Annotated in this window: 10 protein-coding genes; 6 read left to right on the top strand and 4 right to left on the bottom strand. The window is 62.0% G+C overall.

Going from position 1 to position 14,490, the window contains the following annotated elements:
* Both HXS66_RS13285 and HXS66_RS13290 read left to right on the top strand, forming a co-directional pair.
* Complete coding sequence (locus tag HXS66_RS13285) at positions 1 to 1,422, top strand: cytochrome c (protein WP_218015185.1); 1,422 nt, start codon at positions 1 to 3, stop codon at positions 1,420 to 1,422.
* Positions 1,423 to 1,879: 457 nt separating this feature from the next.
* The gene (locus tag HXS66_RS13290; RefSeq protein WP_176503783.1) at positions 1,880 to 2,464 is read left to right on the top strand and encodes a hypothetical protein; all 585 of its coding nucleotides are present in this window, start codon (positions 1,880 to 1,882) and stop codon (positions 2,462 to 2,464) included.
* A 308-nt stretch (positions 2,465 to 2,772) separates the two neighbouring features.
* Here HXS66_RS13290 and HXS66_RS13295 read toward each other — a convergent pair whose 3' ends face one another.
* From HXS66_RS13295 to HXS66_RS13310, 4 genes are all read right to left on the bottom strand, one after another.
* Positions 2,773 to 3,126 (bottom strand): hypothetical protein, encoded by a 354-nt coding sequence (locus HXS66_RS13295; RefSeq protein WP_176503784.1) that lies wholly within the window; start codon positions 3,124 to 3,126, stop codon positions 2,773 to 2,775.
* A 51-nt stretch (positions 3,127 to 3,177) separates the two neighbouring features.
* Positions 3,178 to 3,546, bottom strand: a complete 369-nt coding sequence (locus HXS66_RS13300; protein WP_176503785.1) for a PH domain-containing protein — start codon at positions 3,544 to 3,546, stop codon at positions 3,178 to 3,180.
* Between the two features lie 346 nt (positions 3,547 to 3,892).
* Positions 3,893 to 4,756 (bottom strand): SDR family oxidoreductase, encoded by an 864-nt coding sequence (locus HXS66_RS13305; protein ID WP_176503786.1) that lies wholly within the window; start codon positions 4,754 to 4,756, stop codon positions 3,893 to 3,895.
* A gap of 390 nt (positions 4,757 to 5,146) precedes the next feature.
* Complete coding sequence (locus tag HXS66_RS13310; protein WP_176503787.1) at positions 5,147 to 6,043, bottom strand: LysR family transcriptional regulator; 897 nt, start codon at positions 6,041 to 6,043, stop codon at positions 5,147 to 5,149.
* 454 nt (positions 6,044 to 6,497) lie between these two features.
* Here HXS66_RS13310 and HXS66_RS13315 point away from each other — a divergent pair, with 454 nt between their 5' ends.
* From HXS66_RS13315 to HXS66_RS13330, 4 genes are all read left to right on the top strand, one after another.
* Positions 6,498 to 8,015 (top strand): CoA-acylating methylmalonate-semialdehyde dehydrogenase, encoded by a 1,518-nt coding sequence (locus HXS66_RS13315; protein ID WP_176503788.1) that lies wholly within the window; start codon positions 6,498 to 6,500, stop codon positions 8,013 to 8,015.
* Between the two features lie 233 nt (positions 8,016 to 8,248).
* On the top strand, positions 8,249 to 9,934 hold the full coding sequence (locus HXS66_RS13320) for a GMC family oxidoreductase (protein ID WP_373996130.1): 1,686 nt from the start codon (positions 8,249 to 8,251) through the stop codon (positions 9,932 to 9,934).
* 133 nt (positions 9,935 to 10,067) lie between these two features.
* Entirely contained in the window at positions 10,068 to 11,705 is a 1,638-nt protein-coding gene (locus HXS66_RS13325; protein ID WP_084208360.1) for a BCCT family transporter, read from the top strand.
* 86 nt (positions 11,706 to 11,791) lie between these two features.
* Positions 11,792 to 14,302 (top strand): CoA transferase, encoded by a 2,511-nt coding sequence (locus tag HXS66_RS13330; RefSeq protein ID WP_176503790.1) that lies wholly within the window; start codon positions 11,792 to 11,794, stop codon positions 14,300 to 14,302.
* Positions 14,303 to 14,490: the final 188 nt, after the last annotated feature.

Raw genomic sequence — 14,490 nt, forward strand, 5'->3', positions numbered from 1 at the left:
ATGTCATCTGCCGCCCCCTTGACCCGAGTGGCCTTGCTGCTGGCTGGCCTGACGCTGCCTGTGATGTCCTCGTACGCGTCCGCGGCAGGCGATGAGTCGGCATTGCTGAAACGAGGAGAATATCTGGCACGTGCCGGAGATTGCGCTGCCTGCCATCGCGCTCCGGAAGACGATGGGCCTGCCTATGCCGGTGGCTACGTCATCGAATCGCCCTTGGGCGACATCGTGGCCAGCAATATCACGCCGTCAAACCAGTACGGTATCGGGGATTACAGTGAGGAAGACTTTGCACGGGTATTGACCGAGGGCGAGCGCCCCGATGGATCACAGCTGTATCCGGCCATGCCGTACACCGCCTATCGCGGATTGATGGATGAGGATATCCATGCGCTCTATGCCTACTTCCAGCAGGGGGTAGCGCCGGTGGATGAGCCTATTGCAGAAACCAATCTGTCGTTCCCCTTCAACCTGCGCGCGGGCATGATCTTCTGGAATCTGCTTTTCCTGGATGACCCTTACACGCCTCAGGCTTCACACGACGCCAAGGTGGATCGTGGCCACTATCTGGTGGATACGCTGGGGCACTGCGGTTCTTGCCATACACCTCGCAATGCTCTGATGGCTCAGGACAGTTCGCGCTATCTCGCAGGGGCCGATGTGGAGGGCTGGCACGCACCCAATATCACGTCTGCGGCCAGCGGTATCGGTCGCTGGAGTGAGGAGAACCTGGCGACCTATCTCAAGACCGGGCATGTTCCCGGTCTGGCGCAGGCCGGTGGCGGAATGGCGGACGCTGTAGATCACAGTCTGCGTTATCTCACTGACGAGGACCTGGCCAGCATGGCGGCTTACCTGAAACAGGTGCCGGCTATCGAGACTGGTCCCGCACTGGCCGTCAATGAACCGCGTGAGAAGACGTCAATGCCAGACCCTGCCGAGATCGAGCCTGTATTGGGTAACGACCCACAGGTGCAGACACGCGCTGACACTCTCGATGGACGTCGTCTTTATCAGGCGGCCTGCGCCAGTTGTCATCAGCGAGATGGACAGGGCACGCAGGATCATTTCTATCCGTCCCTCGTTCACAACACCGCGACTCGCGGAGGACAGGCCAACAATCTGGTCATGGCCATACTCAAGGGAGTGGATCGCCAGACTGAGGCGTATCATGTCGCGATGCCCGCCTATGAAGACCAGCTCACGGATGCGCAGGTTGCGGCGATCAGCAATCATGTGCTGCAGAAGTTCGGCAATGCCGAACTGACAGTGGATGCCCAGCAGGTAGCAGCATGGCGACAAGGTGGCTCCACGCCGTGGTGGGTATCGGCCATGCCCTGGCTGCTGGCTGCTGGCGCTATGATCTTGCTGGGAGGTCTGGGTGGGGCGTTCTATCGTTGGCGTCGTCACGCAGCGCGTTACTGATGGCCTGATGCCAAGTGCTGGCATCGATTTCTCACTTGCCGTTCATTCCTCTACGACAATGCCCCGTTCTGGCGACAGGACGGGGCATTGTCGTAGGTAGGCCAGACAAAAGATATTGTGGCAGCCGCCGCTGACTGGCGTTGCGTAGCAGGGAAGGACCGTACTCTCAATACCCGGCTGCACGAGCGAGAAGGGGGGGCCTGATCCAGGCGCAAGACCTGATGTCGAGGAGAATCCTGCGGTGCTCTCGGACATTCACCGCTTCGAATTACATTAGATATCAGATCATTCGTATCCACGGCTTTGTGGGGCAAGAAGATATCTCATGCGTGAGCCTGCACATGAGAGTTTGAAATTACTCTGCAACTTATCGGGATCAGTTTCACTGGAGACAAGGTGTTGCTTATGATGGCACGGCAAATGGATCGAAAAAGTACGGACGCTTTGGAGAATTACCTTGAAGATTGCTGGATATCGAAGACAGTTTGAAATAGTCACAAGCTTTATCGTGCCCTTTCTCAGAGGGAGCGACTCTCTTGGCGCTCCCATCATGACATGGGACCTGAAAGAGCTGCATTGCGTGATGGATTTTCATGCCATTCAAGAGTCGAGCGCCAGGGACGCTGCGCTGGATATCTCTGGTGAAGACATGCTCAAGCGAATCCCTCCGGAATGCTTGGGCCGCCGTGTCGGCCTGCTGTTTCGCAATGGATCCTTCCTCTGTACGGAAGTCGACAGCAACGAGCTTGCTGCCTTGCTCGCCTTCGCAAGGCGAGTCAATCACGATCCGGTGGCATCTCCCGTGCGGAGTCGGTATTGCATGCGTGGGGAAAGCGAGAAGATTCCCGAACGCAGATCCCGCAGTCACCTCCGGCATGGCGCGATATTTCCTCTGATGGCCATCGTGTTGTGCTGGGGGTTAGCCACAGGCTTCACTAGGGAACTTCTAGATCGCCCCCTGTTTGAGGGTGGTGCTTCAGTGCTGGCTGGCTGGCTCGCTCGTGTTGGGCTGCGCCGCTCGTGTTGGGCTGCGCCGCTCTGATCAGTCTGGGGCTCGTGTATCGATTGGCGATCCGTCTTGGTCGACGGATAGCGCTGGCATCTGCTGAGCAGGCTTTGCTGAGAGAGAGAGAGGAATATGCGGTCTTTCGCCCAAGGCAAGGCGATATTGATACCGCCGATGCCGGACCGCTGGTAGGGGCTCGGGTAATGCACGATGTCTGCCCATCGAGGGAAGGGCGTGCAGCCGCCTGAGTGACAGGCAAAGCAAAGGAAAGCAGAAGAGGTGGAGCGCCAGGCATAGCTGCCTGGCGCTCGGCTATCATGCACGGATGTGTGTGGATCAGGGGATCAGCGAGCGTCGGGTTCCCGCTCGGTATCATTCCAGTCGATCACGTGACTGATGATCTTCCAGCCGGCCTTGCGGGCGGCCTTTTCGGCCTGAATGCGCGCTTCCACCCGGGAGATGCTGTCGGTCTGCACCGTGAAGGGTTCTTCCAGTGCCAGACGTTTCTGCTTGACGCCCAGTGTCACTCTGAGCCCCTTGAGCGGAGTGGTCGTCTTTCTGGCGCGTGGTGCCTCAGGGCGAACGCGCGGCGAGGTGCCGGGAGAGTTTGAGCTGGCGGGGGCAGTAGAGGAGCGGACATATCGCTCCAGCTCACGCTTCATGTTTTCTTCGAATTGTTGGATGGTGGTATCACTCATATCAGCAGTCTCATTCACGTCCGTAGAGAAGTACGATGATGGCGAAATGGCTCAACACGCATGACGGGCAATGAGTCGTGAGATGTCGGTCAATGGCGTAGACCCGGTAAATTCAAATCTGACGGTGCCCAGGGCGGAGGAGAATATCGTGAGCTCCGAGTCGAGGTCGAAGGTACCGGAGGTTTCAATCGAGAAGGCGTCAATCTTCCTGTAAGGGAGCGAGGTGAAGTCCTTCTTGCTCCCGGTAAGGCCCTGCACATTCACCGCTATGACGCGCTTGGTGGTAAAGATGACCCCGTCACGCATCGATTTGTAGGCCGCGACAATCTCTTCCCCTTCACACAACAACGCTTCCACCTTTTCTGCGTATTCGGCGTGAGGCTTGAGCTTGAACACGCCCTTGTTATGGAAGTCGATCATGGAAAACTCCAGCCTGCTGCTCAAGTCTCTGACATGAGTCTCGCGAACAGGATATCGAGGGGGATGAGACGCCGTCAGTGAGTCAGTCGCTCATGAATCATGCATTGTGATACGTGGTATAGGCTCAAGGATAAGGGATTCCAGCGCCTGAGGATAGCGTCGTGCTCACGCCTGACAAGGGGCGTCAGCGCACCCTGTTGCGGTGGTTGCCAACGAGCGTGCCATTGGCGAAACAGGATGCGCTTGTCACTTCTAAGGAGGGTGAGACTTTCACGAACCGGCTTTCACGGACAGTCTTTCACGGACAGGCTTTCATGGACAGAAAGGCCGAGTGCGCCTTCAGCGCTCAGCCATTGACGACGGTGCCGCCATTGGGGTGCAGGGTCTGGCCGCTGATGAAGGAGGAATCCAGTGATGCCAGGAAGACATAGCAGGGCCCCAGTTCACAGGGTTGCGCGGCACGTCCCATCGGAGTGTCGGCTCCGAAGTCTTCCAGCATCTGCGGGTCATGCGCGCCGAGTGTCGCCGGCTGCAGCGGTGTCCAGACCGGCCCGGGAGCGATGGCGTTGACGCGAATCCCGCGGCCGACCACCTGATTGGACAGTGAGCGGGTGAAGCTCACGATGGCGCCCTTGGTCGCGGTGTAATCGACCAGAAAATCCGGGCCGATATAGGCATTGACCGAGGTGGTATTGATGATGGTGTCATCTTCTCCCAAGTGAGGCAGTGCCGCCTTGGTCAGGTAGAACATGCTGTGCATGTTGGTGGCGAAGGTCTGCTCCCACTGGACATCCTCCAGGGTGGTCAGGTCCTCGCTGACCCACTGGGTACCGGCGTTGTTGACCAGCACATTGAGTCCGCCAAAGGTCTCGATCACCTGCGCCACGGCGTCGCGGCAGAACTCGGCGTCGCGCAGGTCACCGGCGATCAACAGGCAATGGCGCCCCTCCGCTTCCACTAGTCGCTTCGTTTCCTGAGCGTCCTCCTCCTCGCTTAAATACATCACCGCCACATCGGCACCTTCGCGCGCGAAATGTATGGCGGCGGAGCGACCGATACCGCTGTCGGCACCGGTGATCAGCGCCACCTTGTTCTCGAGCTTGCCGCTGCCGCGATAGGCGTCACGGATGAAGATCGCCTGTGGCTCCATCAGGCGCTCCGTGCCCGGCAGTGTCTGCTGTTGGGCATGAATCTCGGTCTTGGCCACCATCTCATCCTCCTTGACGACGCCGTACGCCGTAGCTGTGTAAGTCGTGTGAGCTGTGTGAGTCATGTGAGCTGCGTCAGTCGCGTGGGCGGTCGTGACCGGCATGACACGCCGCACAGTCTCGGGCACATCAGATATCACGCATACCCTTGAGTAACCTTGTGACAGTGGGCGCAGGGGAAAACGGGCGAGACAGGCAACGCTGCGTCCCGCTCAGAGCAATCCTGCCAGTGATGGGAGGTGGAGAGGTCATGAGGATGCAAGGAGAGAAGGGCAAAGAGCGTGGCGCTAAGCGCATAGAAAAGAGAGAAGACAGAAGAAGAGAGAAGGAGAGAGAAGGAGAGAGAAGAGGCCGGCGTGGCCCGCGAAGGGCGCAACCTGGCACGACACCGGTCACTCTGCCGGCCAGACATTGGCCAGGCTCTGCAATGCCGCCTGAACGCTGGGATCAGCGGCCTTGTCACGGCGCCATACCACGCTGAGTGCGCAGGGCAGGCGGGTGTCCGGCACGATATTGAGCCCACGCTCCTGACGCTCGGCCAGCGCCAGAACATCACGCGCCAGTGACAGCCCGACCCCCGCGCGTACCAGGTCCAGCATGCAGACTTCCTGATCCACCTGGGCGACGCGATGCAGCGTAGCCTCCACGCCGCGCATGGCATGTGCCAGCAGGCGGGAATGTACCGAGTTGGGGGGCGTGACGATCCACGGCAGGGCCGCCAACGAGGCCCAGTCGGTCGCGGTCAGCCGCGATGACCAGCCCGCCGGTGCCAGCAGGTAGTACTCGAACAGCGCCAATTCCCGGTAGTCGAGGGCGCTGTCGCCCGGCCCTTCTCCCGGTGGGGCGAGATAGAAGCCGATTTCCAGCTCATCCTGCTTGAGTGCCTTGAGCACACACCCGCTCATGCCATGTTGCAGAGACGTCTCTACCCCGGGTGCCTGTGCCAGCAGATGCCGCAGGAAACTGCCGAGACGAATGAATTCCGGGTCGATGATGGTGCCGATGCGCAGGGTGCCACGCAGGGTGCTGTGCAGGGCAGAGGCAGCCTGCTCGAACTGGCGGGCACTGGCCAGCGTGCTTTCGGCGCTGGAGAGCAGGGCCTGACCATCGGCGGTCAGCTGCAATCCGTGGGGGTGACGATCAAACAGAGAGAGGCCCAGGCTTTCCTGAAGCTGTTTGAGCTTGAGGCTGACGGCAGGCTGGGTGAGGTGCAAGGCCTCGGCGGCTCGTGACACGCTACCGGTGCGCGCCACGGTGACGAAGGCGTGAAGACGGGACAGATCCTGCATCGAAGGCTCTCTGGGCAAGGGGGGCGAAGGATCAACAGCGACATGGTTCATGTACCAGGCCGCCTGCATTCTTGTCTCAGCGTCCCGCCGATGACCTATTCCCCTTTGGTCTAGCGGTGCCACCCAAAGCGCTGCCTTGACGCTCGAACATTCCCTCCGCCGTATTCCATTCCACGCTCTCACTCGCCCGCAACCCCGCCATGACTGGGCTGGTGAGCGATGGCGGCTGTCTGCGTTCGGGGGCGTTCGTGATATCAGCAATCGTTATATCGCACCCAAGAATAACTCAATTGAACGTTCCGGCCGGCGGGGTAGATTCAAGGTACAGCCTTCATGCATTCAGCTCTCATAAGCAGCTCTCATGTCCAGCCTTATGACCAGCCCCTATGGCTGAGCCGCCGGGATGCTCCCCGCGCACGCTTCAGTCACAACGCCAGCGGAGACGATTCACGCCATGACCACGCCCCAGCAGACCATCGCCCATTTCATCAATGGCCAGGTGACCCACGGTGACTCCAGCGCCACACAGGATGTCTTCAATCCCGCCACCGGCCAGGTGACCGGCCAGGTCGCGCTGGCACGCGACAGCGACATCGATGCTGCCGTGGCGGCCGCCGACGCTGCCTTTCCGGCCTGGGCCGACACCCCGCCGATTCGTCGTGCCCGGGTGATGTTCAAGTTCCTTGCGCTACTCAACGAGCACAAGGACGCGCTGGCGGAGGCGATCACCCGCGAGCACGGCAAGGTGTTCACCGATGCCCAGGGCGAGGTGGCACGTGGCATCGATATCGTCGAGTTCGCCTGCGGTATCCCGCAGTTGCTCAAGGGTGACTTCACCGACCAGGTCAGCACCGGCATCGACAACTGGACGATGCGCCAGCCGCTGGGCGTCGTCGCCGGTATCACGCCGTTTAACTTCCCGGTGATGGTGCCGATGTGGATGTTCCCGGTCGCCATCGCGGCAGGCAACAGCTTCGTGCTCAAGCCGAGCCCGCTGGACCCCAGCGCCTCGCTGATGATGGCGGATCTGCTCAAGCAGGCGGGCCTGCCGGATGGCGTCTTCAACGTGGTGCAGGGTGACAAGGATGCCGTCGAGGCGCTGATTGATCATCCCAAGGTGCGCGCACTGTCCTTCGTGGGCTCCACCCCGATCGCCAATCTGATCTATGAGCGCGGCGCACGCCACGGCAAGCGCATTCAGGCGCTGGGTGGCGCCAAGAATCACATGGTGGTGATGCCGGACGCCAACCTCGACAAGGCGGTGGATGCCCTGATCGGTGCGGCCTTCGGCTCCGCCGGCGAGCGCTGCATGGCCATCAGCGTGGCGGTGCTGGTGGGCGATGTGGCGGACACCCTGGTGCCGCGTCTGGCCGAGCGTGCCCGCGAGCTCAAGATCAAGGACGGCATGAACCTGGACGCCGAGATGGGGCCGATCGTCACCCGCCAGGCGCATGAGCGTATCTGCGGGTATATCGAGAAAGGCGTCGCGGAAGGCGCCGAGATGATCGTCGATGGGCGTGAGTTCACCGGCAACGACATCGGTGGCGACAGCACTGAAGGCTTCTGGATGGGCGGCACGCTGTTCGATCACGTCACACTGGACATGACCATCTACAAGGAGGAGATCTTCGGCCCGGTGCTGGCCTGTGTCCGCGTGCCGGACGTCGCGACCGCCATCCAGCTGATCAATGATCATGAATTCGGCAACGGCGTGAGCTGCTTCACCGAGAGCGGCAGTGTCGCGCGTGAATTCGGGCGTCGCATCCAGGTGGGCATGGTCGGCATCAACGTGCCGATTCCGGTCCCGATGGCCTGGCACGGCTTCGGCGGCTGGAAAAGCTCCCTGTTCGGGGATACCCACGCCTACGGAGAAGAGGGTGTGCGTTTCTATACCAAGCAGAAGTCCATCATGCAGCGCTGGTCGGATTCCATCGATGCCGGTGCCGAATTCGCCATGCCGACGGCCAAGTAAGTCGCTCACACTTTCGGTCATCTGCACCGGCGTCATCAGCATCGTCGCCATCTGCATTCCTGTCATTGGAAAGTACACGCCAGCTGTCTGGAGAGGGACGCGCCATGTCAGACAACAAGAACAATCAGCATCGACCCCCGGGGGGCGAGCATGACGCTCGCCCCGTCAAACCGGGCGACGATCTCTCTGAATTCGATTACATCATCGTGGGGGCTGGTTCCGCCGGCTGCCTGATGGCCAATCGCCTCAGCGCCAACCCGGACCACCGCGTGCTGCTCATCGAGGCGGGTGGGCGCGACAACTACCACTGGATCCACATTCCGGTGGGCTACCTGTACTGCATCAACAATCCGCGCACCGACTGGCTGTACCGCACCGAGCCGGACAAGGGGCTCAATGGACGTTCGCTGATCTATCCGCGCGGCAAGACGCTGGGGGGATGTTCCAGCATCAACGGCATGATCTACATGCGCGGTCAGGCGCGGGACTATGACCACTGGGCCGAGGTGACCGGCGACAGCGAGTGGCGCTGGGAGCAATGTCTGCCGGCCTTCATGCGCCATGAGGATCACGCGCGCCTCGACGAGGGCGGGGATGCCGGCCCCGAGCATCGCCAGTTCCATGGTCACGGTGGCGAGTGGCGAGTCGAGCGGCAGCGCCTCAACTGGGAAGTGCTGGACGATTTCGCCAGTGCCGCCGAACAGGCCGGCATCCCGCGCACCGAGGACTTCAATCGTGGCAGCAACGAAGGGGTGGCCTATTTCGAGGTCAATCAGCGTTCCGGCTGGCGCTGGAATACGGCCAAGGCCTTTCTGCGTCCGGCCCTCAAGCGCGGCAACCTGACCCTGTGGCACTCCACCCAGGTCAATCGTCTGCGGTTCGCGGGCGGCGAGCAGGGCGCAGGGGATGGCACAGGAGCTGGCACAGGGGCGGACGCAGCGAAGGACGCCTCCAGTCTGCGCTGCACCGGGCTGCAGGTGGTGCGTGATGGCAAGCTCATCAACCTCACGGCGAAGCGTGAGGTCGTGCTGTGTGCCGGCGCCATCGGCTCGCCGCATCTGCTGCAGGTCTCGGGGGTCGGGCCCAAGACATTGCTGGAGCAACATGGCGTCGAGGTGGTGAAGGACCTGCCCGGCGTCGGCGAGAATCTGCAGGACCACCTGCAGATCCGCTCGGTCTACAAGGTCACCAATGCCAAGACCCTGAACGCCATGGCCAGCACGCTGCTGGGCAAGATGGGCATCGGCATGCAGTACCTGTTCAAGCGTTCCGGGCCGATGAGCATGGCGCCATCGCAGCTGGGGGCTTTCACGCGCAGCAGCGAGGACTACGCCCATCCCAATATCCAGTATCACGTCCAGCCGCTGAGTCTCGAGGCCTTCGGGCAGCCCTTGCATCCCTTCCCGGCGATCACCGCGAGTGTCTGCAATCTCAACCCCACCAGCCGTGGCTCGGTGCGTCTGCAGAGCCCCGACCCGCGCCAGGCCCCGGCGATCGCGCCCAACTACCTGAGCACGGAGGAAGACCGCAAGGTCGCGGCCGATTCCTTGCGGGTCACGCGGCGCATCGCCTCCCAACCGGCCTTTGCGCGCTACCAGCCCGAGGAGATCAAGCCGGGGGTCGAGTACCAGACTGATGACGAGCTCGCCAGGCTGGCGGGCGATATCGGAACCACCATCTTCCATCCGGTGGGCACCACGCGCATGGGGCGCGCGGATGACCCGATGGCGGTGGTCGACAGTCGTCTGCGTGTGCGCGGTATCCAGGGATTGCGGGTGGCGGATGCGGGCATCATGCCGACCATCGTCAGCGGCAATACCAACTCGCCGACCCTGATGATCGCGGAGAAGGCCGCCGGCTGGATTCTGGAGTCAGCTGTCAGTACCGATTTGGCCGAGCCACTGCCGAGATCGGCCTGACAACGGCCATCTTCCTCCACCCACATCACGGCCTTGCCGATACGCCATGCATGGAGACCTTGCGATACGCCAATCGCAGGGAACTCCCCGTGTCTCAACACCGAACCGCATAACCACAATAACGGTGATCAACATGAGCAGTTCTGCGCCCAAGGCGGCTTCCGGTAGCGAAAGCCAGCCACGCGATTCCCGCGCCTCCCACACGGCCCGCGACGAGATTGACTGGCGGGTATTCCTGCCCTCGGTGCTCGTCATCGCCGGCCTGATCATTCCCATCATCCTGTTTCCTGAGTCCGGTGAGGCTGCCGTCAATACGGCCTTCGCCTTCGCGACCGGCAATTTCGGCTGGCTTTACCTGCTGGCGGGCTTCTCCGTGGTCGTGTTCCTGATCGGTCTGGCGTTCAGCCGCTACGGCAATGTCCGTCTGGGTGGCCCGCAGGACACGCCGGAGTTCTCGTATTTCAGTTGGGTGGCGATGATCTTCGCCGGCGGGATCGGCATCGCCATCGTCAACTGGGCGTGGGTCGAGCCGATCTACTATTTCACCGGCCCTCCCTTCGACGTCAAGGCCGGCAGCGATGCGGCGGCTGAGTGGGCGCTGGCCTATGGGCAGTTCCACTGGGGGCTGACGCCCTGGGCGTTCTACTGCCTGCCGGCGATTCCCATCGCCTATTCCATGTATGTGCGCAACCGCCCGGGCGTGCGTCTTTCCGTGGCCTCAAGCGGCGTGCTCGGCAAGCGTGCCGAGGGGTGGTGGGGCGTGCTGCTGGATGCGGTGGTGGTATTCGGCATCGTCGGCGGTGTCGGCACCTCACTGGGACTGGCGGTGCCACTGGTTTCACGGCTGGTCAGTGATCTGCTCGGCATCGAGCCGTCCTTCGCGCTCAATCTGGGGGTGCTGCTGATCTGGACGGCGATCTTCTCGGCCAGCGTGTGGTTCGGCTTGGCCAAGGGCATCAAGATTCTCTCCGACATCAACGTGATTCTGGCCATCGTGCTGCTGGCCTTCACCTTCATCGCCGGGCCATCGCTGTTCATGGTCGAGGGCTGGGTCAACAGTCTCGGCACCATGCTGTCGAACTTCGTAACCATGAGTCTGTGGACCGACCCGGTGGGCGATTCGACCTTCTGGAAGGATTGGACCGTCTTCTACTGGGCCTGGTGGATCGCCTACGCGCCGATGATGGGGCTGTTCGTCGCACGCATCTCGCGGGGACGCACCATTCGTGAGCTGATCATCGCTGAGCTGGTGTTCGGCTCGCTGGGCTGCTGGGTGTTCTTCGCGGTCTGGGGTGGCTATGCGCTGGATCTGCAGGTCAGTGGCACTCTGGATGTCGCGGCCGTGCTCAGCGACGGCGGTATCCCCGGTGCGGTGTCCGCGATTCTCGCCACGCTGCCGTTCTCAGAGCTGATCACCGCAAGCTTCATCCTGCTGTGCTTCATCTTCCTCGCCACCACCCTGGACAGCTCGGCCTATGTGCTGGCGTCGGTGACCACGCGTGAGCTCTCTGGCTATCAGGAGCCCAGGCGCAGCGTGCGTCTGATCTGGGCCTTCCTGATCGCCGGTGTCGGGGTGGCATTGATCCAGTTGGGCGGCCTCAAGGCGGTTCAGACTTCCACCATCGTGGTCGCGCTGCCGATGATCCCGGTGCTGTTCATCCTGACCTGGTCGCTGGTGCGCTGGTTGCGCCAGGACTTCGCGCGCAAGGTGCTGGAACCGCATCTGGTGCTGGAGACCCCCAGCCCGCGCGATGACGCCAAGCCTCGCTGAGTGCACTTTTTCCTGTCTCTCTCAACACATGACGCTCACCGGGGCTGACGCAACCCGCATGCCCCCCGGACAGAAGGACCGCACCGATGACAATCCACTCCGAAACCCGCCTGCCGCTGACTGACGTCAAGGTCATCGATTTCGGTCAATACATGGCGGGCCCGGCCGTCGCCATGATCCTCGCCGACCTGGGCGCCACCGTGGTTCACGTCGATCCACCCGGCGGGCCGATGTGGCAGTCGCCGGCCAACGCCACGCTCAATCGCAACAAGCTGATCGTCTCGCTGGATCTCAAGTCCGCGGAGGGTGTCGAGCAGGCACTGGCGCTGATCGAGGAGGCCGACATCGTGATCGAAAGCTTCCGTCCCGGGGTCATGAAGCGGCTGGGCATCGACTTCGAGGCATTGCGGGAGGAGCGCAATGAGCTGATCACGCTGTCGATTCCCGGCTTTGCCTCCAATGACACCCTGCGCCGCGACTGGCGTGCCTTCGAGAGCGTGATCGCCGCCAATTCCGGCGTCTTCACCGACATGGGCCTCAACCGCGTGTTGATGGGCATCAACCCATCCTTCTCGCCGCTGCCGCTGGGCTCGGCCTATGGCACCATGCTGGCGGCTTCCTCGGTGGTGCTGGCGCTGCAGGCCCGTGAGCGCACCGGCATGGGCGACGAGATCGAGGTGCCGCTGGTCTGCGCGCTGATGGAAGGGCTCTGCTACAACTCGATCAAGATCGAGGGCCTGCCGGAGCGCTACAAGACCCAGCGCGAGAAGGAGATCGAGCGTCGGCGTATCGAGGGCCAGCCGATGAATCTCGACTACGACGAGCTGCAGGAGCTGCTCGATCCCTTCTATCGCAGCTACAAGTGCAAGGATGGCCGCATGTTCTATGTGGTCTGCCCGAGTCACCGCGAGCACGCCAAGCGCTGCCTGAAGGTACTGGGCCTCTACGATGAGCTGGTCGCCGAAGGCATGAGTGAGGAGCCGGATACCTATCGCCCGAGCAGCGAATGGCAATCCGACATGTCGCTGGGCGTCTATCCGTTGCCCAAGTCCTGGGCGGACCATATCGCGGCGCGCATGAAGGAAGTCTTCCTCACGCGCACCTCCAAGGAATGGGAAAAGATCTTCGGCAAGGGCAAGTTCCCCGGCGCGCCGCAGCGCTGGCTGCAGGAGTGGATCCACGATGACCACGCCGAGACGGCGGGCCTGATGGTCGAGGTCGAGGACCCGGAATTCGGACTGATGATCCAGCCCGGCCCGATGGTATGGATGGCCGACAGCGGCCAGGAGATGTTGACGCCCAGGCCGCGGCGCTGGGTGAGTGTCACTCATGCGCTGTCGGTGCTGACCCGCATCGAGACCAAGCTGCCGCGGGTGCGGGCACGCAATGCCCGCGATGGCTGGCTGGAAGGCGTCAAGATCCTGGACCTGTGCAATGTGATCGCCGGGCCGCACTCGGTGGCGTATCTGGCGCGCTTCGGTGCCGAGGTCATCAAGGTCGACCCGGCCAAGCCGTTCTATGACTGCTGGAATACCGTCATCTTCGGCCTGTCGCACATGCGCTCCAAGCGTTCGCTGCTGACCGACGTCAGACAGCCCCGCGGGCGCGCCATCCTGGATGAGCTGATTCGTCAGAGTGATGTGGTGGTCTGGAATGCCACCGACCGGCAGGTGGCCTCCATGGGCCTGAGCGAGGAGGCCATGCGCGAGCTCAACCCGGACGCCGTCTTCTGCCAGTTGGACTGCTTCAGCGGCGTGCTGCTCGGGCCGCGCACCAACTACCTCGGCTATGACGACCTGGTGCAGGCCACTACCGGCATCATGCTGCGCTTCGGCGGCAGCATGGATACCCCCGAAGAGCACGCTCACGTCGGCACCATCGATGTCATGTGCGGCTTTGGCGCGTCGCTGGGGATTGCCACCGCGCTGTATCGCAAGCTCAAGACCGGCCGCACCTCGCGCATCAAGACCTCGCTGTCGGCGTTGAGCGGTCTGGCACAGCTGCCGTTCTGCTACGACTATGAGCGCCGCAGTCTGTTTGACGAGCCCTCCGGTCGTGAGGCGACAGGCTACGATGATCTGGCGCGTTTCTATTCAGCCTCCGATGGTATCCTGCTGGTCAGTGCCTATGAGTCGGAGCTGGAGAAATTCCGCAAGGTCGAGGGGTTGGAAGAATTGCCGGAAATCCCGCGTGAGGAGCGTGCCGCCTACCTGGCTCCGCGTTTCATCAGCGCGCGGGCCAATGACTGGGTCGAGCGACTGCAGGCGGCGGATATCGCCGCGGCCGTCTGTGAGAATCTTGAGACATTGCGTTCCTACAACGTCCATCCGGCTGGCGAGCGGACCGGGATCGATGCTGGCAGCTATTCGTTCTCGGTCTACTCGGACCACCCCAGCGGTCACGAGATCACCCAGCTTGACCCCTACGCCATCCGTCCGCGGCGTGGGCGCATCTACCCGCTGTCACCGGCCGAGAAATACGGCGCTTCGACTCGCTCGGTGCTCAGGGAGCTTGATCACAGTGATGAAGAGATCGATCAGTTGATCGAGGAGGGCGTGGTGTCCGAAAGCTGGAGTGAGGAGTACCTGCCGAGCTGAACCCGCCATGCGGTGCTTGTTCACTCAAGGGCCGCCGGCTGCAGGCAATCGATGGCGCCCTGGATGTTCAAACGCCCCATCTCGTGATTCACGAGGTGGGGCGTTCTTGTGACTCAGCACGTCAGCCAGTGCTGATCGCTCAAGGCCGACTCATCTGACTCTGAGCTTGCATGGGTCAGCTCGAGCCA

Origin of the sequence: Cobetia sp. 5-11-6-3 (genome assembly GCF_013374055.1) — a bacterium.
GTDB lineage: Bacteria > Pseudomonadota > Gammaproteobacteria > Pseudomonadales > Halomonadaceae > Cobetia > Cobetia marina.

Coding starts and splice junctions, on each gene's coding strand:
- HXS66_RS13295 (WP_176503784.1), bottom strand. CDS start 3,126: ATGAGTGATACCACCATCCAACAATTCGAAGAAAACATGAAGCGTGAG.
- HXS66_RS13300 (WP_176503785.1), bottom strand. CDS start 3,546: ATGATCGACTTCCATAACAAGGGCGTGTTCAAGCTCAAGCCTCACGCC.
- HXS66_RS13305 (WP_176503786.1), bottom strand. CDS start 4,756: ATGGTGGCCAAGACCGAGATTCATGCCCAACAGCAGACACTGCCGGGC.
- HXS66_RS13325 (WP_084208360.1), top strand. CDS start 10,068: ATGAGCAGTTCTGCGCCCAAGGCGGCTTCCGGTAGCGAAAGCCAGCCA.
- HXS66_RS13310 (WP_176503787.1), bottom strand. CDS start 6,043: ATGCAGGATCTGTCCCGTCTTCACGCCTTCGTCACCGTGGCGCGCACC.
- HXS66_RS13315 (WP_176503788.1), top strand. CDS start 6,498: ATGACCACGCCCCAGCAGACCATCGCCCATTTCATCAATGGCCAGGTG.
- HXS66_RS13285 (WP_218015185.1), top strand. CDS start 1: ATGTCATCTGCCGCCCCCTTGACCCGAGTGGCCTTGCTGCTGGCTGGC.
- HXS66_RS13330 (WP_176503790.1), top strand. CDS start 11,792: ATGACAATCCACTCCGAAACCCGCCTGCCGCTGACTGACGTCAAGGTC.
- HXS66_RS13320 (WP_373996130.1), top strand. CDS start 8,249: ATGGCCAATCGCCTCAGCGCCAACCCGGACCACCGCGTGCTGCTCATC.